At 64.4% G+C, this 20,638-nt stretch carries 20 protein-coding genes; 17 read left to right on the top strand and 3 right to left on the bottom strand.

Annotated elements, in window-relative coordinates:
- Positions 1 to 116 precede the first annotated feature (116 nt).
- The 12 genes from EDF71_RS02585 (at position 117) to EDF71_RS02530 (ending at position 14,027) form a co-directional block, all read left to right on the top strand.
- Positions 117 to 1,085: a TauD/TfdA family dioxygenase gene (locus tag EDF71_RS02585; RefSeq protein WP_133855082.1), complete on the top strand. Its 969-nt coding sequence runs from the start codon at positions 117 to 119 to the stop codon at positions 1,083 to 1,085.
- Positions 1,086 to 1,321: 236 nt separating this feature from the next.
- Positions 1,322 to 2,449 carry an ABC transporter substrate-binding protein gene (locus tag EDF71_RS02580; RefSeq protein WP_133855081.1) on the top strand — a complete coding sequence of 376 codons (1,128 nt, stop codon included), beginning with the start codon at positions 1,322 to 1,324 and terminating at the stop codon, positions 2,447 to 2,449.
- A 1-nt stretch (position 2,450) separates the two neighbouring features.
- Positions 2,451 to 3,476: an ABC transporter ATP-binding protein gene (locus EDF71_RS02575; protein ID WP_133855080.1), complete on the top strand. Its 1,026-nt coding sequence runs from the start codon at positions 2,451 to 2,453 to the stop codon at positions 3,474 to 3,476.
- A gap of 28 nt (positions 3,477 to 3,504) precedes the next feature.
- Positions 3,505 to 4,407 (top strand): ABC transporter permease, encoded by a 903-nt coding sequence (locus EDF71_RS02570; protein ID WP_133855079.1) that lies wholly within the window; start codon positions 3,505 to 3,507, stop codon positions 4,405 to 4,407.
- A gap of 357 nt (positions 4,408 to 4,764) precedes the next feature.
- Complete coding sequence (locus tag EDF71_RS02565; RefSeq protein ID WP_243854158.1) at positions 4,765 to 6,759, top strand: BCCT family transporter; 1,995 nt, start codon at positions 4,765 to 4,767, stop codon at positions 6,757 to 6,759.
- Between the two features lie 610 nt (positions 6,760 to 7,369).
- On the top strand, positions 7,370 to 8,983 hold the full coding sequence (locus EDF71_RS02560) for an amidohydrolase (RefSeq protein ID WP_166656432.1): 1,614 nt from the start codon (positions 7,370 to 7,372) through the stop codon (positions 8,981 to 8,983).
- 37 nt (positions 8,984 to 9,020) lie between these two features.
- On the top strand, positions 9,021 to 9,215 hold the full coding sequence (locus EDF71_RS02555; protein WP_133855076.1) for a DUF2905 family protein: 195 nt from the start codon (positions 9,021 to 9,023) through the stop codon (positions 9,213 to 9,215).
- Positions 9,216 to 9,366: 151 nt separating this feature from the next.
- Complete coding sequence (locus EDF71_RS02550) at positions 9,367 to 10,392, top strand: ABC transporter ATP-binding protein (protein ID WP_133855075.1); 1,026 nt, start codon at positions 9,367 to 9,369, stop codon at positions 10,390 to 10,392.
- A 78-nt stretch (positions 10,393 to 10,470) separates the two neighbouring features.
- Entirely contained in the window at positions 10,471 to 11,769 is a 1,299-nt protein-coding gene (locus EDF71_RS02545) for an ABC transporter substrate-binding protein (RefSeq protein WP_133855074.1), read from the top strand.
- An 84-nt stretch (positions 11,770 to 11,853) separates the two neighbouring features.
- On the top strand, positions 11,854 to 12,753 hold the full coding sequence (locus EDF71_RS02540; protein ID WP_133855073.1) for a sugar ABC transporter permease: 900 nt from the start codon (positions 11,854 to 11,856) through the stop codon (positions 12,751 to 12,753).
- Positions 12,750 to 13,583, top strand: coding sequence for a carbohydrate ABC transporter permease (locus EDF71_RS02535; protein WP_133855072.1), 834 nt, complete (start codon positions 12,750 to 12,752; stop codon positions 13,581 to 13,583). Before EDF71_RS02540 ends, EDF71_RS02535 begins: the two co-directional genes overlap by 4 nt.
- Positions 13,584 to 13,631: 48 nt before the next feature.
- The gene (locus EDF71_RS02530) at positions 13,632 to 14,027 is read left to right on the top strand and encodes a VOC family protein (protein ID WP_133855071.1); all 396 of its coding nucleotides are present in this window, start codon (positions 13,632 to 13,634) and stop codon (positions 14,025 to 14,027) included.
- A 22-nt stretch (positions 14,028 to 14,049) separates the two neighbouring features.
- Here EDF71_RS02530 and EDF71_RS02525 read toward each other — a convergent pair whose 3' ends face one another.
- Positions 14,050 to 15,141: an agmatine deiminase family protein gene (locus tag EDF71_RS02525; RefSeq protein ID WP_243854140.1), complete on the bottom strand. Its 1,092-nt coding sequence runs from the start codon at positions 15,139 to 15,141 to the stop codon at positions 14,050 to 14,052.
- Between the two features lie 210 nt (positions 15,142 to 15,351).
- On the opposite strand from EDF71_RS02525, the gene EDF71_RS02520 reads away from it, so the two are divergent.
- From EDF71_RS02520 to EDF71_RS02510, 3 genes are all read left to right on the top strand, one after another.
- Positions 15,352 to 16,218: a LysR family transcriptional regulator gene (locus EDF71_RS02520; protein ID WP_243854139.1), complete on the top strand. Its 867-nt coding sequence runs from the start codon at positions 15,352 to 15,354 to the stop codon at positions 16,216 to 16,218.
- 66 nt (positions 16,219 to 16,284) lie between these two features.
- The gene (locus EDF71_RS02515; RefSeq protein ID WP_133855069.1) at positions 16,285 to 16,920 is read left to right on the top strand and encodes a TetR/AcrR family transcriptional regulator; all 636 of its coding nucleotides are present in this window, start codon (positions 16,285 to 16,287) and stop codon (positions 16,918 to 16,920) included.
- A gap of 288 nt (positions 16,921 to 17,208) precedes the next feature.
- Positions 17,209 to 17,916, top strand: coding sequence for an SDR family oxidoreductase (locus EDF71_RS02510; protein WP_133855068.1), 708 nt, complete (start codon positions 17,209 to 17,211; stop codon positions 17,914 to 17,916).
- 23 nt (positions 17,917 to 17,939) lie between these two features.
- On the opposite strand, the gene EDF71_RS02505 is transcribed toward EDF71_RS02510, so the two are convergent.
- Together EDF71_RS02505 and EDF71_RS02500 are read right to left on the bottom strand one after the other, a co-directional pair.
- Positions 17,940 to 18,464 (bottom strand): ATP-binding protein, encoded by a 525-nt coding sequence (locus EDF71_RS02505; protein ID WP_133855067.1) that lies wholly within the window; start codon positions 18,462 to 18,464, stop codon positions 17,940 to 17,942.
- A 179-nt stretch (positions 18,465 to 18,643) separates the two neighbouring features.
- Positions 18,644 to 19,096 carry a GNAT family N-acetyltransferase gene (locus EDF71_RS02500; RefSeq protein ID WP_243854138.1) on the bottom strand — a complete coding sequence of 151 codons (453 nt, stop codon included), beginning with the start codon at positions 19,094 to 19,096 and terminating at the stop codon, positions 18,644 to 18,646.
- 120 nt (positions 19,097 to 19,216) lie between these two features.
- Here EDF71_RS02500 and EDF71_RS02495 point away from each other — a divergent pair, with 120 nt between their 5' ends.
- On the top strand, positions 19,217 to 20,077 hold the full coding sequence (locus EDF71_RS02495; protein ID WP_133855066.1) for an endonuclease/exonuclease/phosphatase family protein: 861 nt from the start codon (positions 19,217 to 19,219) through the stop codon (positions 20,075 to 20,077).
- A 68-nt stretch (positions 20,078 to 20,145) separates the two neighbouring features.
- Positions 20,146 to 20,583: a thioredoxin TrxC gene (trxC, locus tag EDF71_RS02490; RefSeq protein WP_133855065.1), complete on the top strand. Its 438-nt coding sequence runs from the start codon at positions 20,146 to 20,148 to the stop codon at positions 20,581 to 20,583.
- Positions 20,584 to 20,638 lie beyond the last annotated feature (55 nt).

Raw genomic sequence — 20,638 nt, 5'->3', positions numbered from 1 at the left:
CATTGCAGCAGCGCCCTTCATCGGTTTGCGCATAAAGATACGCGTTTTCATTCGTTTTCTGATCGTAGCGCGCCTTCTACAGTGGGCCTATCACTGGTCCGCCAAGGAAAGCTGCCATGTCCGCGCTGTTTGATGTTCTGACTGCCCATCCGTTTTTCTTCCGCCGCCCGGTGCCTGACAGCGCCAGCCAGGCGGCCAGCGCCACTGGCAGCACGCAGGCCTTCAGCCTGCGCCCCATCCAGCAGCCCGCTGGCGCCCAGACCCGTCTGGGTGTCGAGGTCGTGGGTCTGGACCTGGCCCGCCCGCTGGGCCCGGAGGATTTTGCCCGGCTGCAGCAGGCGCACCAGGACCACAGCGTTGTGGTCTACCGCAACCAGCGCATCAGCCCGGCCGAGCAGATTGCATTCAGCCGCCGCTTTGGGCCGCTGCAGCGCCATGTGCTGCGCAACTACCAACTGGCCGACCATGACGAGATCCTGATCGTCTCCAACATCATCGAAAACGGCCAGCCCGTGGGCCTGGGCGATGCCGGCGCGTACTGGCATTCCGACCTGTCGTACAAACCCCGGCCGGCGATGGGCTCGCTCTTGCACGCGCAGGAACTGCCCGATGTGGGTGGCGATACCTTGTTTGCCGACCAGGTGGCTGCTTACGAGGCGCTGCCCTACACCCTCAAGCAGCAGCTGGTGGGCCTGCTGGCCGAGCACAGCTACTTGCTCAAATATGAGGCACTGCGCGAGCGCAATGCCTTCCGCCCGGCGCTGAGCGCCGCGCAGGTGGCCGAGGTCAAGCCCGCCGTGCACCCGGTCGTGCGCACTGATTCGCAGACCGGCCGCAAATCGCTGTTTGTCAGCGAGCATTTCACCACCCGCATCCTGGGCCTGCCCGAAGCCCGCTCGGCCGCGCTGCTGGCCGAGCTGTTTGCGCACAGCACCCAGCCGCAGTTTGTCTACCGCCACCACTGGCGTGACCGGGACATGGTCTTTTGGGACAACCGCGCCGTGCTGCACCTGGCCACCGGCGTGCCGGCCGACCAGCGCCGCAAGCTCTACCGCACCACGATTGAAGGGGATGTGCCGGTATGAACGCCGCCCAGACCCCACAGCGCCGCCAATCGCTGTTCCTGTTGTCCTTGGCGCTGGCTGCCGCCTGTTGTTGATCGCCAGCGCCGGCCATTGTGGCGGCGCGGCCTGTCTAGCAACAGCGGCGATTGACGCCAGCCTTCCGCAACCACTCCGCAGCCCCGGCACACCCAGGGCGCAGCGGGGCTGGTCTGCGGCCCCGATTCGATCCTCCGATCTCCGTCTTTTCATTCAGCACCATGACCTTCAACCCCACCTGGGCGCGCAGCCAGCCGCCCGCCAAAGACCCTGCCACCTTCCACGCCGTGGCCAACCCCTGCGTAGCCAGCCAGCGCCGCACAAGCCTGGGCCAGGCCGGTAAACATGCGGCGGCAGTGCTGGCCGCCACGGCGGCGCTCTGGGGTGTGGGCGCGGGCACCGCGCAGGCGGCAGAGGGCCAGCTGCGCATTGCCCAGCAGTACGGCATCGTCTACCTGCTGCTCAATGTGGCGCAGGACCAGCAGTTCATCGAAAAGCAGGGCAAGGCCCAGGGGGTGGACATCAAGGTCATCTACCTGCAGTTCTCGGGCGGGCCCGCAGTCAACGATGCGCTGCTCTCAGGCAATGTCGACATTGCCGGCGCCGGCGTGGCGCCGCTGTTTACGCTCTGGGACCGCACCAAGGGCAAGCAGAACGTCAAGGGCGTGGCCTCGCTGGGCAACTTCCCCTATTACCTGGTCAGCAACAATCCACAGGTGAAGACGATTGCCGACTTCACGGACAAGGACCGCATCGCCACGCCGGCGGTCGGCGTCTCGGTGCAGTCGCGTGTGCTGCAGTACGCCTCGGCCAAGCTCTGGGGCGAGCAGCATTACCAGCGGCTCGACAAGCTGCAGGTCGCGCTGCCGCACCCGGATGCGGCAGCGGCCATCATCAAGGGCGGCACCGAGATCACCGCGCACTTTGGCAATCCGCCGTTCCAGGAGGTGGAACTGGCCGGCAACCCCAATGCGCGCATTGTGCTCAACAGCTATGAGGTGCTGGGCGGGCCCGCCTCGTCCACCGTGCTCTACGCTACCGAGAAATTCCGCCAGGAAAGCCCCAAGACCTACCGCGCCTTTGTCGATGCGCTCGATGAATCGGCCCGCTTTGTCCAGGCCAACCCCGAGCAGGCGGCCGATATCTTTTTGAAGAGTGGTGGCGGCGGCAAGGTGGACCGCAACCTGGTCCTGCAGATCATCAAGAACCCGCAGGTGCAGTTCACCATCCAGCCGCAAAACACCGTGGGCCTGGGCCAGTTCCTGCAGCGTGTGGGCGTGATCAAGACCAAGCCGGAATCGGTGCGCGACTATTTCTTTGACGACCCGCGCATCTCCGGGGGGAACTGATATGCGCTGGCCCCATGTCTTTGCGCAGGAGGGCGATGTTGCCCTGTCGCGTGGCAGCTGGCTGCGCAGCGCCGCCGAGCCCTATGCCAGCCTGGCCGAGGCCGAGCTGGCCGACCGCCTCATCAGCCGTGCCCAGCCCGTCCCGACAGCCGCGCCTAGCCAGAGCCTGCACAGCCAAGCTGCGCAGGCGGGCAGCGCCTTGCTGGAGGTTGACCAGGTCAGCATCGACTATGTGACCGACGAGCGCGTGCTGCGCGCCACCCACCACGTGAGCCTGCAGGTGCATGCGGCCGAGCGCTTTGTGCTGCTGGGGGCGTCTGGCTGCGGCAAGTCGACCCTGCTCAAGGCCATGGCCGGTTTTGTGCCGGTCAGCGAGGGCGCAATCCGCCTGGCGGGCCAGCAGGTGCAGGGCCCGGGGCCGGACCGGGTGATGGTGTTCCAGGAGTTTGACCAGCTGCCACCCTGGAAGACGGTGCGCGAGAACGTCATGTTCCCGCTGCTGGCTTCGCGCCGCTGCAGCAAGGCTGAGGCACGCGAGCGCGCCGACCTCTACCTGGACAAGGTGGGCCTGAGCCGCTTTGCCGATGTGCACCCGCACCAGCTGTCGGGCGGCATGAAGCAGCGCGTGGCCATTGCGCGGGCGCTGGCCATGCACCCGCAGGTGCTGCTGATGGACGAGCCCTTTGCCGCCCTGGATGCGCTGACCCGCCGGCGCATGCAGGAAGAGCTGCTGGCACTGTGGGAGGAGCTGCGCTTCACCCTCGTGTTTGTCACCCACTCGATCGAGGAGGCGCTGGTGGTGGGCAGCCGCGTCGCCATTCTGTCGCCACATCCCGGGCGTTTGCGGGCCGAAATCAATGCCCATGCCTTTGGCCTGGCCAGTGGCGGCAGTGCCGAGTTTGAAGCCGCGCACCAGCGCATCCACCGGCTGCTGTTTGATGAAGACCGGGTGGGTGGCCCCAGCACAGAAACCGCCAGTACCAGCCCGCACCAGTCCACAGCCCAGGCCTTGCGCCGCGTGGCTTGAGGCGACCCGCCGCAACCAGGAGTTCCGCATGGCATCCACCCCCGTTTCTGCCTGGCCTGGCGCTGCCAAGGCCCAGGCCCCTGTGCGGCCCGAAGCCGAATACCCGCTGCCCGATGTGCCGCAGCAGCTGAACGTGCGCCGCCTGCCGCTGGCCAAGCGCCTGCTGCAGCACCCGGCCTTGCGCAAGGCCATCATCCTGGTGGTGCTGGCCATCGTCTGGGAGCTGGCCGCCCGATGGCAGGACAACGACCTGCTGCTGCCCACCTTCAGCCAGACCGCTGCCACCTTGCTGCGCGACCTGGCCAATGGCGAGCTGCTGGGCAAGGCCGCCGTGTCGCTGGGCATCTTGATTCAAGGCTATCTGCTGGGTGTGGCTGGTGCCTTGCTGCTGACCGTGCTGGCGGTATCCAGCCAGTGGGGGCGCGATGTGCTGACCACCCTGACCAGCATGTTCAACCCCTTGCCTGCCATTGCGCTGTTGCCGCTGGCGCTGCTCTGGTTGGGTCTGGGGCAGGCCAGCCTGCTGGCGGTGCTGGTGCATTCGGTGCTCTGGCCGCTGGCGCTGGCCACCTATGCCGGCTTCCAATCGGTGCCAGAGACCTTGCGCATGGCCGGGCGCAACTATGGCCTGCGCGGCGCGCGCTATGTGCTGCAGATCTTGGTGCCTGCCGCGCTGCCGTCCATCCTGTCGGGCCTCAAGATTGGCTGGGCCTTTGCCTGGCGCACCCTGATTGCTGCCGAACTGGTGTTTGGTGCCTCCTCCGGCAAGGGCGGCCTGGGCTGGTACATCTTCCAAAGCCGCAATGAGCTCTATACCGACCAGGTGTTTGCCGGCTTGGCGCTGGTCATCATCATCGGCTTGCTGGTCGAGACCCTGGGCTTTCACCAGCTCGAAAGGGTGACCGTTAAGCGCTGGGGCGTGCAACGCTGAGCGGGCGGGGTGGCGGCTTGGGCTGTGGCCGCATCCCAACAAAACCTGCTGCAGCAGCGCGGGCAGATCCCCACCGCGCTAGCGATTGTTGAAGATTGACTCATCTTTAAAATAGCATTTTCATAATCATTTATTGCATACTGATAGGTTTTTGCGGTGTCTGATCGTGCCCATAGGGGGCCGTAAGGCTGCTGCGGCGCGCCTGTCATCGATAGGGCGCGCTCCCAAAGGGGTGTACCTATGACCAATTCTTCTCCCGATCCGGCGCTTGCGCCCGAGGCTGGCGCCATGCCGGCCCAGGGCGCACCGGCCTCGGAGTTCACTGCGCAAGCGCCGCAGACCAGCCAGCGCTCGACGATGTCACTGCCGGTGGTGATACCAGCGCTGCTGGTGCTTGCCGCCTTGTTGCTGGTCTGCGTGCTCGCGCCCGAAGCGGCGGACCGCCTGTTCTCCGGCGCACAGCGCTGGGTGGTGGCCAGTTTTGACTGGTTTTATGTAATGGCGCTGAGCGCCTTCTTGCTGTTCCTGGTGGTGCTGGCGGCTAGCCGCTATGGCGATATCCGCCTGGGGCCCGATGATGCCAAGCCCGAGTTCAGCTTTGTCTCCTGGTCATCGATGCTGTTTGCGGCCGGCATGGGCATTGGCCTGATGTACTTTGGCGTGGGCGAGCCGCTGCAGCACTTCCTCAACCCCGCCACGCAAGAGCCGGGCACGCCCGCCGCCGCGCGCGAGGCGATGGAGGCCACCTTCTTCCACTGGGGCTTCCACGCCTGGGCCGTCTACGGCACCATGGGCCTGGTGCTGGCCTATTTCGGCTTTCGCTACAACCTGCCGCTGACCATGCGCTCGGGCCTGTACCCGCTGCTGCGCGACCGCATCAATGGGCCCATTGGCCATGGCGTGGATGCCTTTGCGCTGGTGGGCACCATTGCCGGCATTGCCACCACCCTGGGCTATGGCGCACGCCAGATCGCCGCCGGCATCCATACCTTGACCGGCTGGGAAACCCAGGGCTCGGGCTTTCTGGTGGCCGTCATTGTCGTGGTCGTCACCCTGGCCAGCCTCTCGGCCCTGCTGGGCGTGGACAAGGGCGTGCGCCGCCTGAGCGAGTTCAACATGCTGCTATCGGTGTTGCTGCTGAGCTTTGTCATCATCGCCGGCCCCACGGCGCATATCTTCAAGGCCTTGAGCGAGAACATCGGCAACTACCTGCAAGGCCTGGTCGGCATGTCCCTGCGCACCTTTGCCTATGCGCCTTCGCGCGAAGAGGGCTGGTTTGGCGGCTGGACCATTCTGTACTGGGCCTGGTGGGTGAGCTGGTCGCCCTTTGTCGGCATGTTCATCGCCCGCATCTCGCGCGGGCGCACGGTGCGCGAGTTTGTCATCGGCGTGCTGCTGGTGCCCACCGCCTTCAACCTGCTGTGGATGACGGCCTTTGGCAATGGCGCCATCTGGGCCGATGCCCATGTTGCGGGCGGTGCGCTGGCGCAGACTGCGACCAATGTCGATGCCTTGCTGTTCCGCTTCTTTGAGTACCTGCCCTGGGTCAAGCCCGTCTCCTGGCTGGCGGTGCTGCTGATTGGCGTGTTCTTCATCACCTCGGCCGACTCGGGCGCGCTGGTGGTCAACTCCATCGCCTGCCGAGGCAACAACGAGTCTCCGGTCTGGCAGCGCCTGTTCTGGTGCGTGCTGCTGGGCGTCACCTCCATCGTGCTGCTGCTTGCCGGGGGCCTGGGCGCCCTGCAGGCCGTTACCCTGGTGGCGGCCTTGCCGGTGGCCTTCATCATGCTGGTGCTGTGTGTGGGGTTGTGGCGCGGCATGGTCGCCGATTTGGCGCATTACTCGCCCGATCTGGCGCCTGCCACCAACTTCTGGAGCGGCCAGCACTGGCGCAAGCGCCTGGAGCAGATCGTGCACCAGCCGCACAAGGACGATGTGCAGCGCTTTTTGCGCGCCACCGCCTTGCCTGCGATGAACGAGGTCGCCGCCGAAATGGAAAAGCGCGGCCTGCAGGCCCATGTGCTGGAGACCCTGGAAGCGGAGGGCGACAGCGAAGTGCGCCTGGTGGTCCCCGTCGAGCAGCTGCGCGATTTTGTCTACGGCGTGCGTGCTGTGCGCCGCAGCATTCCCACCTTTACGGTGCGCGAAAGTGCGGGCAGCAAGGAGCGCCGCTATATGTACGAGCCGGTGACTTTCTTTGAAGATGGGCGGTCGGGGTATGACGTGCAGTACTTGCGCAGCGAGGAGCTCATCGCCGACATACTTCGCCAATACGAGCGCTATCTCTCCCTCAGCGCAGACAAGCGAACGCAAATGCTGAACCGGGCACCAGGACATACCGATCCTGTGTAAGGTTTTCTGGGCCATCTTCGGATGGCCCTTTCTTTTTGTGGTTTGCCGCTCTTGCGGTGTTGTTTGTGTTCGTGGCGTTGGCAGTCTTCGTTTTTAGGTGGCGATATGGGCGCGTAGGCTTTGTTGCGGGGGCTTGCCATATAGGCATATTGTCTGCGCCCCCGACGTCGCGCCTACGCGCCCATATCGCCATTGGTGGTGGTGGTTCAGGCGCTGCGCTCGCTGCTTTGTGGGGTGTTTTGAAGTCCAATCCGCTGTTGGGTTGGCTGCTCTGGCGGTGCTGTTGTTGTTTGGGGCGTTGGCAGTCTTCGTTTTGGGGTGGCGATATGGGCGCGTAGGCTTTGTTGCGGGGGCTTGCCATACAGGCGTATTGTCTGCGCCCCCGACGTCGCGCCTACGCGCCCATCTCGCCATTGGCGGTGGTGGTTCAGGCGCTGCGCTCGCTGCTGGGGTGGCTGTTTGGACAGCCGCATTCAATGTTTGGCCTGGGTGCTGTGCTTGCTGCTCGGCTGGTGGCTTGGAGCATCCGGGGCGGCGGTTTGCTGGGTGGTTCTTGCAATCGCGGACAATGGCGGCTTCTTTGCCGCCTTTGCTTTTTGCAGCTCTTGTCATGTCCTCTTGCCTGTTCACCCATGCCCATGTTTTTACCGGTCGCAGCGAGAGCGATTTTGCGACGGCTTTTGTGGTGGAAGGTGGGGTGGTGCGCTGGGTGGGGCATGTGGGTGATGCGGCGCAGCCGGTGGCTGATCGGCAGGTGGATTTGCAGGGGCGGACGGTGGTGCCGGGGTTTGTGGATGTGCATACGCACCCCACCTTTTTGTCGCAGATCGTCGATGCGGTGCCTTGCACGGTGCCGCTGGTCGAAGACATTCCGGGGCTGATTGCGGCGCTGAAGCAGCACCCCAAGGCGGGCCTCGGGCCCAATGACTGGATTGAGGGCTGGGGCTATGACGAGTCCAAGCTGAAGGAAGGGCGCACGCCGACGCGCCATGACCTGGATCGGGTGTCGACCACGCAGCCAGTCTATGTGGGCCGCTCCGATTGCCATTCGGGCATCTGCAACAGCCGTGCGCTGGCGCTGGCGGGCATTGGCAAGGACACGCCCGATCCCATTGGTGGCCACTTTGGCCGCGATGCCGATGGCACGCCCAATGGCGTGCTGACCGAGCTGGCGGCGAACAGCGTGGTGCAGCGCGCCAAGGCGGTGCTGGACTATGCCCAGGCCGTGGGCAGCCTGGCACGCACCTCGCAGCGCTTCAGCGAGCGCGGCATTGTGGCGGTGACCGACATGATGGCCTTCACCCAGCCTTTCCACCACCTGGATGTTTACCGCGATGCCGCCCAAGCCGGCTTCAAGCAGCAGGCGGCGCTGTATTTTTCCTGGGAGCCTTGCAAGGGCGATTTAAAGGCCGGGCTGCAAGCGGCGCAAAAGGATGGCCGCATCAAGATCGCAGGCATCAAGCTGTTTGCCGATGGTTCCATCTCCGGCAAGACGGCCTGGTGCAGCTGTGCCTACAAGCACACGGGCAGCCTGTTTGGCATGTCCTTGCTCAGCAGCGCGGCGCTGGCGCAGGCCTATGAATGGTCGGTAGCCAACGGCGCGCAGATGGCGGTGCATGCGATGGGCGATGCGGCCCTGCAGCTGGTGATCGACTTCTTTGCCGATAAAAAGCCCTGGTTGCCCGCGGGCGTGCCTTCCGTGCGGCTGGAGCATGCCACCTTGCTCAAGCCCGCGCAGATCGCGCAGATGAATGCCATGCCGATGCAGTGGGGCGTGGCCACGCAGATCATCTTCATGTTTGCCGAGTACGAGGCCTATACCGAGAACCTGGTGGTATCGGAGTTCGACCAGTCCTATGCGCTCAAGACCTTCTACGAAGAGATCGACCATGTGGCGCTGTCGTCCGACGCGCCGGCCACCACCTGGGCCGATCCGGACAATGTCTTTGTCTCCATCCAGGCCGCTGTGCAGCGCCGCGCCTACAACGGCGCCCCGATTGTGGACAGCCAGGCGCTGACCGTGCCGCAGGCCCTGCTGCTCTACACCGCACGTGCGGCCAGCCTGTCGCCGTTCGAGGGCCAGCTGGGCCAGATCGCCTCCGGCTTTGAAGCCAGCTTTGCGGTGCTGGACCGCGATATCTTCACCGTGCCGGTCGCCGACATTGGCAGCCTGCGCGTGCAGGAGACCTGGATTGCCGGCGAGCAGGTCTACCGCGCCGCATGATGAGTGCACTGGCCCTTAACCCGCTGGAGGTACTGCGATGATCCGCTGGCTGATCGTTGTCTTCCTGGCACTGATACTGCTCAATGGCTTTGCGGCCCTGCTGCGCAAGCTGGGGCTGGGGCGTCTGCCGGGGGATTTTGAGATTCGGCTGTTTGGCCGGACCTTGTGGCTGCCGATCGCGACGACCGTGGTGCTGAGCCTGCTGGCGGCCGGGATTGCGCGCTGGCTGTAAGCCCTGGTGGCCCCCGCTCTTGATGCAGCGCAGCATTTGTCATGGTTGTAAGCAAAACCAGGGGGTGTATGCAGCCACCTCACTGGAGAACCCCGTCAGATAAGGGAAAGCTTGTAAACAAATTGTCACCGTGCTTTCATACACTGGCGCGATGTCAAGCATTGAGTTACGGCAGGTTGCCAAATCCTGGGGCAGCACCACAGCACTGCATTCGGTCGATCTGCAGATCGCGCCGGGCAGCTTTTGCGTGCTGCTCGGCCCTTCGGGCTGCGGAAAATCGACGACCCTGCGCATCATTGCAGGGCTGGAGACGGCCAGCGCCGGCCAGGTGCTGATTGGAGGGCGCGATGTGACGCAACTGCCCCCGGCGCAGCGCGGCATTGCGATGGTGTTCCAGAACTATGCGCTGTTTCCGCATCTGTCGGTGGCCGAGAACATTGGCTTTGGCCTGGCGGTGCGCAAGGTGCCCAAGGCCGAGGCCGAAAAACGTTTGAAGGATGCAGCCGAGCTGCTGGGGCTGGCGCATCTGCTGGACCGCAAGCCGGGCCAGCTCTCGGGCGGCCAGCAGCAGCGCGTGGCGCTGGGCCGGGCGCTGGTGGCCCAGGCCCATGTCTGCCTGATGGATGAGCCGCTGTCAAACCTGGATGCCCAGCTGCGCCAGGAGATGCGCGCCGAGCTGCGTGAGCTGCAGCAGCGCCTGGGGCTGACCGTGGTCTATGTCACCCATGACCAGACCGAAGCCATGAGCATGGCCGACCAGGTGGTGCTGCTGCACCAGGGCCGGGTTGAGCAATGCGCCACCCCGCGAGAGATGTATGCCCGCCCCGCCAGCCGCTTTGCTGCGCGCTTTATTGGCACGCCGGCGATGAACTTGGTGCAGCTCAGCGGCGGCGCGATTGCCGGTAGCCAGGTGCAGGTGGCTGCGCCGGCCGGTGCTGCCGCGCTGGGCCTGCGGCCCGAGGCGCTGCAATGCCTGGGCAGCGAGGGCGTCGATGCCCAGGTGGTGGGACTGGAGTACCTGGGCGCCGATGTGGTGCTGCGCTGCGCGATTGGCAGCGAGCAGATTACGGTGCGCGCACCCGGCCAGCAGGCAGCGGCCCTGGGGCAGGCGGTGCGCCTGGCCTGGCGCGCTGAAGACATGCATTTCTTCGATGCCAATGGCCAGCGCATGGCCTGAGGCAGACAACCCCCTTTTCTTTGACTGGTCTGTTTGTGCAGCGCCTGCGGGCAGGCGCATAACCCGAGGAGTGATTCCGTGCAACGCAATATCTTTTTGAAGACCCTGGCCGCATCGGCCGTCGCCATGCTCGGCCTGGGTGCTGGCCTGGCGCATGCCGCCGATCCGCTGGAAGTGCCTTTCTACTACCCCGTGGCCGTGGGCGGCCCGATCACCAAGGTGATCGACGGCTATGCCAGCGATTTCAACAAGGCGCATCCGCAGTACAAGATCACGCCGATCTACGCGGGCACCTACCAGGAAACCATCGTCAAGGCGCTCACCGCCAACAAGTCGGGCAAGGCGCCGGCCACCTCGGTGCTGCTGTCGACCGATATGTTCACGCTGATCGACGAAGACGCGATTGTGCCGATCGACGACTTCGCCAAGACCGATGCCGACAAGGCCTGGCTCAAGGGCTTCTACCCCGCCTTCATGGCCAACAGCCAGACAGGGGGCAAGACCTGGGGCGTGCCTTTCCAGCGCTCCACCGTGGTGATGTACTACAACAAGGAAGCCTTCAAGGAAGCCGGCCTGGACCCGAACAAGGCCCCCGCCACTTGGAAGGAGCTGAGCGAGGCCGCCAAAAAGCTCACCAAAAAAGACGCCAGCGGCAATGTGACCCAGTACGGCATCCAGATCCCATCGACCGGATTTGCCTACTGGATGCTGCAGACCCTGACCACCCCCAACGATGTGCTGCTGGCCAACGAGGCGGGCACCAAGGTCAGCTTCGACAACCCCAAGGTGATCGAGGCGCTGGACTACTGGGTCAACCTGACCAAGGAAGGCGTGCACCCCAAGGGCGTAATCGAGTGGGGCACAACGCCCAAGGACTTCATGGAAAAGAAGGCCGCGATCATCGTCACCACCACCGGCAACCTGACCAATATCAAGGCCAACGCCAAGTTTGATTTCGGGGTTGGCCAGATCGCCGGCAATGCGCGCAAGGGTGGCTCGCCCACCGGTGGCGGCAACTTCTACATCTTCAAGAAGGCGCCCAAGGAGCAGCAGCAGGCCGCTTTCGAATTTGCCAAGTGGGTGACCGCGCCTGAGCGCGCTGCGCAGTGGAGCATGGACAGCGGCTATGTGGCCGTATCGCCGGCCGCCTACGACACGCCGATCCTGAAGAAATACGGCCAGGACTTCCCCCAGGCGCTGGTGGCCCGCGACCAGCTGCCCGTCTCGGTGGCCGAGTTCTCCACGCATGACAACCAGCGCGTGACCAAGGTGCTGAACGATGCGGTGCAGGCCGCGCTGAACGGCACCAAGACCTCGGCACAGGCGATGAAGGATGCGCAGAAGGAAGCCGACCGCATCCTGCGCAGCTACCAGTAAAGCCCCACTCGGCATGGCCTGCTTGCAGACCATGCCGGGCCAGGGTTGGGGCAAGGCCCCAGCCCGGTTGAGAGAACCCAACGCATGAGCGCCTCTTCCTCGTCCATTGCCGGCAGCGGCCAGCGCAGCATCCACGCCTGGTTGCTGCTGCTGCCTGCGCTGGTGCTGCTGGTTGCCTTCACCCACTGGCCCGCCGTGGCGACCTTGATCGACAGTTTTTATTCCACCCCCAAGGGCACGCGTGCCGCAGTGTGGGTGGGGGTGGAGAACTACCAGGTCATGGCCGAGGACCCAGTGTTCTGGCAGGCGGTGCGCAACAACCTCTGGTTTGCGGCGGCCACGATTCCCGCCTCCATCGGCCTGGCGCTGCTGATGGCGGTCTGGGTGAATGAGCGCATCGCAGGGCGTACCTTTATCCGCATGGCCTACTTCACGCCCACGGTGCTGCCGATGATTGCGGTGGCCAATATCTGGTTGTTCTTCTACACGCCGCAGTACGGCCTGCTGGAGCAGGTCACCGGCGCGCTGGGCCTGCCATCGCACAACTGGCTGGGCAGCCCCTCCACCGCGCTGGGGGCGATCACCCTGGTGGCGGTCTGGAAGGAAGCCGGCTTTTTCATGATCTTCTACCTGGCAGCGCTGCAAACGCTCAACCCCAGCCTGAAGGAGGCGGCGGCGATTGAAGGCGCATCGCGCTGGTACTTCTTCCGCCGGGTGCAGTGGCCGCTGCTGATGCCGACCACCTTGTTTGTGCTGGTCAATGCGGTGATCAATGCCTTCCGCCTGGTCGACCATGTGTTCATCCTGACCCGGGGCGGTCCGGACAATGCCACCACCTTGCTGCTCTACCACCTGTATGAGGTGGGCTTCAAGTTCTGGGACACGGCCTATGCAGCGGCCATCACCGTGGTGCTGGTGGTCGTGCTGTCCAGCGTGGCGCTGTTCCAGTTCTTTGTGCTGGACAAGAAGGTGCACTACCAATGAGCCGCAGCCCAGCCCCTGCCGTCATCTACCGCCACACCTGGCTGGACACCGTTGCCGCCTGGCTGCTGGCGCTGCTGTGGATTCTGCCGCTGGCCTATGCGTTCTGGACGGCCTTCCACCCCAGCGACTACGCGATCCGCTTTGACCTGAGCGCCCCCTGGACCTTGCAGAACTTTCGCAAGGCCTGGGACGCGGCGCCATTTGCGCGCTACTTTCTGAACACGACCTTGCTGGTGGCCATCATCCTGGCGGCGCAGCTGGTGCTGTCCACCTTGGCTGCTTTTGCCTTTGCGCGCTACCAGTTCCGGGGCAAGAACATCGCCTTTGCGCTGGTGCTCGTGCAGCTGATGATCATGCCCGACATCCTGCTGGTCGAGAACTACCAGACCATGGCGCGGCTGGGTCTGGTCGATACCTTGTTTGCGATTGGCCTGCCGTACTTCGCCTCGGCCTTTGCGATCTTTTTGCTGCGCCAGACCTTCATGGGCATCCCCAAGGAGCTGGACGAGGCCGCGCGTGTCGAAGGGGCCAGCACCTTGCAGATTCTCTGGCGCGTCTATGTGCCGCTGGCCCGGCCGGTCTACACCGCCTTTGCGCTGGTGTCGGTGAGCTTTCACTGGAACAACTTTCTCTGGCCGCTGATCATCACCAACAGCGTGGAATCGCGCCCGCTCACCGTCGGCCTGCAGGTGTTCTCCAGCGTGGAACAGGGCGTGGACTGGTCCACCATCACTGCTGCGACCTTGATGACCTCGGCGCCGTTGCTGATCGGCTTCATCCTGTTTCAGCGCCAGTTTGTGCAGAGCTTTATGCGGGCAGGGATCAAGTAAAAACGCTAGAGTGGCCGTTTTGGGTGCGCTTGTTCTAAGGAGCTTTCTATGTCCGCAAAGGGTCAGGCTGGCGTGGTGCTGTACGTCAAGGATATCGAGCGTGTGGCGCAGTTTTATGCGCAGGTGCTGGGCCTGCAGGAGCAGAACCGCCTGCCCGGTTGGGTGGCGCTGGCATCTGCCACCTTCCAGCTGGAGCTGCATGCGATCCCGGCCGAGATAGCAGAGCGCATCGACATCAGCACGCCCCCGCAGCGCCGCGAGAATGTGGCACTGAAGTTCTTTGTCAGCGTGCCATCGCTGGTAGATGCCGGCGCGCGCGCCAGCAACCTGGGCGGCGCGATGTTCCACGAAGCCTGGACCGGCCCGGGCTACAGCGCCTGCAATGCGATGGACTGCGAGGGCAATGTCTTCCAGCTGCGCGAGGACGCCCCGGCGCTGGTGTAGCCGGGGCCAGCGCGGTCGCCGCTCAGGCCGGTTGCTGCTGCGTGGTGCAGTGGATACCGCCGCCACCCGCCGCGATGGCGTCGATATTGAGTTGCACAATCTCGCGGCCTGGGAACTGCTCACGCAAGATGGCGCGGGTATTGCGGTCGGCACGGGTATCGCCAAACTCGGGGCAGATCACCGCGCCATTGCAGACATAGAAGTTGATATAGCCTGCCGCAAAGTCCTTGTTCGCATACTGCGGCCGGACATCGTCAGGCCCCGGCATGCGCACCACTTGCAAGCGGCGGCCACGTGCATCCGTCGCCTTGCGCAAGATATCCAGGTGGCGCTGGGTAACGGCGTGTTCGGGTGAGGAGCGGTCGTTCTCGATACCCGCAACCACAACCCCCGGTGTACAGAAGCGGGCATAGAAGTCGGTGTGCCCATCAGTGATATCGCGGCCAGCAATGCCCGGCAGCCAGATCACCTTGTCGATCCCTAGTACGCGCTGCAACTCCTGCTCGCACTGCGCCTTGCTGACACCCGGGTTGCGGTTGGCGTTGAGCACGCAGCTCTCGGTGATGATGGCGGTGCCCTGGCCGTCCACCTCAATGCCGCCGCCTTCTAGGATCAGGCTACTTTTCAGCAAAGGCACCGCTGCGGTACTGGCCACAAAGGCCGCGACCTGGGCATCGTTGCGGTGGTATTGCTTGTTGCCCCAGCCATTGAAGTTGAAATTGACCCCGGCGAGACCGCCGCCTGCCTTCTTCACAAATACCGGGCCGGTGTCACGCATCCACAGGTCATCGATGTCTTGCACCAGCAGCTTGACCTTGCTGCCGCACAGCCGTGCGGCCAGGTCGTAGTCCTGGGCGTTGACCAGCATCTGCACCGGCTCCATCTGGGCAATGGTTTGTGCGATCAGTGCCAGGTTGGCCTGTGCACCCGCCTTCAGCCGCCGGCCCCAGATCTCGTCGCTGGCGCCAAAGGCCATCCAGGTGGCAGCATGGCGCTCGCCTTCATCGGGCATGCGCCCTTGGCTGTCTGCCGCAGACGCGGACTGCGCCGACATACCTACCGCGCCTCCGGCGACCAAGCTGGTGCCGGCCGAGAGAAATTGTCGTCGTTGCATGGTGTTGGCTCCCATAGGGTCGTTCGCGCCATCGCGCATCACATCTTGACCTGTCTTCATCACTTTTCCTATGGCTCCTGTCCGGAGCGGTTGCGTTGCCGAATATTCGGTTCAGGTCGCATTGTGGATGGCACTAGGTATGAGATCAAATGATAAGATTTGTGCTGATTCATTAATAGTTCTCATATGTCTGAGCCGCGTATTCCTTCTATGAAGCTGTTGATGGGTTTTGAGGCTGCTGCCCGGCTCGGCAGTTTCTCGCGTGCAGCGGATGAGCTGCATGTGACCCAGTCTGCTATCAGCCACCAGGTGATGCAGCTGGAGGCGCAGCTGATGCAGCCCTTGTTTCGCCGCGCGGGGCGTGGCGTGGAGCTGACCGTTGCTGGCGAGGTGCTGCTGCGCAGCGTTCAGCGCTCGCTCAGCGTGCTGCGCAGCGGCGTGGAGCGCATTGGCACTTACCTCGATCCCGGCCTCGTGTCCCTGGTCTGCCCCGCGCCGCTGCTGCGCGGCTGGCTGCAGCCACGGCTGCCCAAGTTGCAGGCGCTGCTGCCCGGGCTGAGCCTGGTGCTATCGGTCGATGAGAGCGCCCGCTTTGTCGATGAGATCGATGTCGATATTGCCATCAGCAGCCGGCCGCTGTTGCAGCCGGGCTTGCAAGAGCTGCAGCTGCTGCAAGACGAATGGCTGCTGGTAGCAGATGCGGGTATCGCCAAGAAGCTGGGGCGCATTCCGCAGGACCAGCACCACCTGCATGCGGATGTGCTGTGCCTGGAAGAAAGCCTGACTGCGGAGGCCACCGCGCCGCTGTTCTTGGGGCCGCTTGGCCAGTTTCGCAAGCGCGCTATTTACGACGATGCGCGCCTGGTGCTCGATGCCGTGTTGGCAGCGCAGGGCGTCGCTTGCCTGCCCAGTCTGTTGGTGGAGGGCAGCGTAGCCAGCGGGCAGCTGCAGGTGCTGCCGGGCTACCCGCGCTTGCCGGGCAGCACCTGGTGGCTGTCGGGTGCCGCAGGGACTGCCCGCTCGGACATGGTGTCGCAGGTTTTCCAATGGCTGCGTGCGCAAGGCACAGCCGGTTGACTGGGTGCAAGCTGTTGTAGGCTGCGCAGCATTCACCCTGCGACGCGCAGGGTCCGAAAAATATGTATGATGAGCGTCATGCGAAATGATACTTCCAACACCCGAGCAGCAGCCAAGCAAGCGACACATGAGCGCATTGTGTCGGTCGCAGCGCGCGCCATCCGCCGCAGCGGCTATGGCGGCACGGGGGTGGCCGACATCATGAAAGAGGCTGGCCTGACGCATGGGGCCTTCTATGCGCATTTCGCCTCGCGCGAGGCGATGTTGGCCGAAGCTGCCAGTCTGGCCTGTGCAGAATCTGCGGCCGTGGTGGCCAATGTGGCTGCCCAGGCTGCGCTTGACCAGGGCTGGGAGGCTTTGCTGCGCGCCTACCTGTCCAAAGCCCATGTGCAGCATGCCGAGCAGGCTTGCCCCTTGGTCGCCCTGGGCTCCGAGACCGCTCGCCAAGCCCCGGAAGTGCGCCGCGTGACCACCCAGCATATCAAGGGTATGGTGGATCTCATCGCCCGCCAATCGCCCGATTGGGGGCAGGCACAAGCCCACGAGCGTGCGATGGTGACCTTGTCCACGATGGTGGGCAGCCTGCTGCTGGCCCGTGCGGTGGACGATCCTGTGCTGTCGGACAACTTGCGCGAAGCGGCGCTCAAACAACTGCTGCCAGCCGATCAGGCAAGCGACCAGGCATCGGACAGCGGCGCCTAGCAGCGCGCTGCTTTTTTTGATTTTTAATATGACGATCATCATTCGAAATGCTACCTTGCAAGCGTTGGTGCCGGACCGCCCTGGCAAAAACAGCTGGCTGTTGTGCGCAGTTGCGCGAGACCGCAGCGCTGATTGGGGCGAATGCTCCGCCCGCTCGCAGATCGTGTTCTCCCCTTTGAATACACCCCTGACGCACTGGCCACTGTCAAGGCCAGCCATGCCCAGGGGAAAAGTCCCCATCCAGCGCCCATGCGCGCTTCTTCAACCTCGGTAAATGTGGAGATTCCCATGAAAATTGCTAACGCTGTCGTTCTTGTCACCGGTGCCAACCGTGGCATTGGCCAGGCCTTTGTGCGCGAGTTGCTCGCCCGTGGTGCCAGCAAGGTCTACGCGGGTTCACGCGATCCCGCCAATGTCAGCCCCCAAGCAGGAGTGCATCCGCTGCGGCTGGATGTCAACAAGCCCGAGGATGTGGCCGCTGCGGTGGCGCAGGCGCCAGATGTGACCCTGGTGATCAACAACGCTGGCATCGCGCAGACGGGTGGTTTTCTTGCCGAAGACAGCGAAGCCGTGGCACGGCGCATGTTTGAGACCAATTTCTTCGCGGTGCTGCGCATGAGCAAGGCCTTTGCGCCGGTGCTGGCGGCCAATGGCGGTGGTGGCTTGCTCAATGTGCTCTCGGTGGCCTCTTGGCTGAACGGCAGCGATCTGGCCGCTTACTCAGCGAGCAAGTCCGCCGCCTGGTCGCTCACCAACTCGCTGCGCTACGAGCTGGCTGCCCAGAAGACGCAGGTGTTGGGCCTGCACATGGCCTTTGTCGATACCGACCTGACCCGCGGGCTGGAGGCCCCCAAGTCCAGCCCAGCGGATATCGTCAGCCGCACGCTCGATGCGCTGGAAGCCGGGCTGGACGAGGTGCTGGCCGATGACCTGACGCAGCAAGTCAAACGCGGACTGGCGGCAGACAGGCCCAGCTACCTGCCGCAGCGCGCCTAAGGCTTGGCGCTTGGCCGTCTGTATCAGCCGTGCAGCACCAGCTGAAAACCTTCCGCCGCTGACGGCGCCACAAAGTGCTGGCTGATCAGGTCAAACTGCGCATCGCTGGTTTCGAACGGATGCTCGCCCGAGGCATTGCGCGCCCGCAGGCGGCGCTTGCATTCCTCGTCGGGCAGCTGCAGCCAGTGCAGCGCATGCGGTGCGCGCGCTGCCTCAAACATGCTGCGCGCCCAGGCGCGGGTGCTGGGGGTGTTGGACGGGAAATCCAGCACCACCGAAGTACCCGCTTGCAGCAGTGACACGATATGGGGTTGCATCGCGCCGCGCAGCCTGGCGGACAGCAGGACATAGTCCTGGATCGAGACCAGTGCATCCGGGTAGAGCTGGGCAAGCCAGGCATCTTCGCTGACCAGCACGGTGCGGGGCTGCGCCGCCAGCTGCCGGGCCAAGGTGGATTTGCCGGACGCGATCTTTCCGCAGAGCAGGTGCAGGGTGCCGGCATCTGGGTCGCTATCGGCGAACGTATCAGGCGCTTGGGTGGTGTTCATTCCATCTCCTTGGAGGAAACCCCAGAGACGGAAAACCCACCTCCAGGGTGGGTTGCATGCTTGCGTGGCCGCGCGCTATCCCACCGTCGGTTCGACGATGCGAATAATTCGGGCGGTGGTGCACAGAGCCATCAGCGCAATGTAGCAGAAGCCCGGCCAGCGCGCAGCGCTGCGCGCCGTCAAGCGCGCCGCTTGCTCAGGCGGATATCGCCATCGCCAATGTCGCTCTCATCGCACCAGCCCAGGTGGCGGTAGAGGCGTGCGGCGCGGCTGGTTTTGGCTGTTTCCAGCCAGGCCTCTTCATGCTGCGCAAACAAGGCCTGCTCGCAGACCTGGCACAGCGCGCTGCCCAGACCCCGGCCTTCGTGGTCGCTGCGCACAAACAGCGCAAACAGGCAGGCGTTGTCCAGGTCCACCATCGCAAAGCCGGCGACCTCGCCTTGGGCCGTGGCCACCCAAGCGCAAGGCGCGCTGCGGATGGCCTCGGTAATGGAGTCAGGCGTAACGCCGACGGCGGCCAGCTCGTCAGGGCTCATGCGGTTCTCGGTGACGGCCAGGCGCACCTGGAACATGGCCGCGACATCGTCCACGCTAGCGGGGCGGATCTGAAAGGAATCTTGGTGCTTGGGCATCGCCCGACTATAGAGGCGCTGGGGTCTGGCTTGGGGCGCTGACACGAAAAACGCCTGGCCCCTGCTGCACAATGGCAGGCCATGGCGCCAGCGGGCGCGGCTATCCACAGAGTTTTCCACATGCAAATACTGAGCTGGAATGTGCAATGGTGCTGCGGCCTCGATGGCCTGGCCGATCCGGCGCGCATTGTGCGCCATGCGCTGGCCATGGGCGAGGGCACGGGCGGCATCGATGTGCTGTGCCTGCAGGAGGTGGCCGTGGGCCATGGCGGGCTGGCGGGCGCACCGGGAGACCAGCTGGCGCAGCTGCAGGCGCTGCTGCCGGGCTGGCAGCTGTTCTTTGCGGCCACCACCGATGGTTTTGATGCCAGCGGCCAGCGCCGCAGCTTTGGCAATGTAGTGGCCAGCCGCCTGCCGGTGGCCGAGGTGGCGCAGCACCGCCTGCCTTGGCTGGCCGAGGCCGCTGTGGTGAGCATGCCCCGGGGCTGCCTGGTGGTGACCGTGCGCGACCCGGTGCTGGGCCTGGTGCGGGTGATGTGTACGCATCTGGAATACCACAGCGCCAGCCAGCGCCTGGCGCAGGTGCAGGCGCTGCGAGCGATCCATGCCGAGTCAATGGCGCAGCTGGCCGCACGGCCGGGCGCGGCGCCTGCAGCCACGCCCTACACCACACCAGCGCACACGCCGCATGCGGTGCTGTGTGGTGACTTCAATATGCACGCTGGCGAGGCGGCCTATGCCGCCCTGGTCGCAGCGCAGGCGGAGGGATCCGCACTCTGGCATGACAGCTGGCCCTTGCTGCATGGCAGTGCGCCACAGCCGCCCACCTTCTGCCTGTTTGACCGCACCTGGGGGCCCGCGCCGGTGGCCTGCGATTTTGCGCTGGTCAGCGACAGCCTGCGCAGCCATGTGCGGGCCTGGCACAGCGACAGCGCCACGCAGCTGTCCGACCACCAGCCGGTACTCCTGACAATGGCTTGAAATATGCGGCCTTGGCCTGCACCTGCACCTTCAAGGTCTGCCTATGATGGGCAGCAGGAGATTGCCCCATGACGGAAGACCGCTTGCACATCGTGTGCCCCCATTGCCATACCACCAACCGCGTGCAGCGCGCGCAGCTGGCCCAGCAGCCCGATTGCGGCAGCTGCCACCAGCCCTTGTTCAGCGGCGAGCCGGTCGCGCTGGATGCCGACAGTTTTGCCAAGCAGCTGGGGCGCAACCACATCCCCGTGGTGGTGGATTTCTGGGCGCCCTGGTGCGGCCCCTGCCTGCAGATGGCCCCTGGCTATGCGCTGGCCGCCAAACAGCTGGAGCCGCAGCTGCGCTTTGCCAAGCTCGATACCGAGGCCTATCCACACGTCGCCCAGCCCTTCAATATCCGCAGCATTCCGACCATGGTGGTGTTCAAGGGCGGGCATGAGGCCGCACGCATCTCTGGCGCGCTGCCGCCCGGTGAGATCGTGCGCTGGCTGCAGTCGGTCTTGTAAACGCACTGCCCCAAGAAAAAATGCCATCCGTCAGGATGGCATTTTCGTTGTGAAG

The sequence above is a fragment of the Comamonas sp. JUb58 genome (assembly GCF_004364775.1).
Taxonomy (GTDB): Bacteria; Pseudomonadota; Gammaproteobacteria; order Burkholderiales; family Burkholderiaceae_C; genus Comamonas.
Note: the sequence above shows the minus strand (reverse complement) of the source record. Positions and strands in the feature narration are given on the sequence as shown.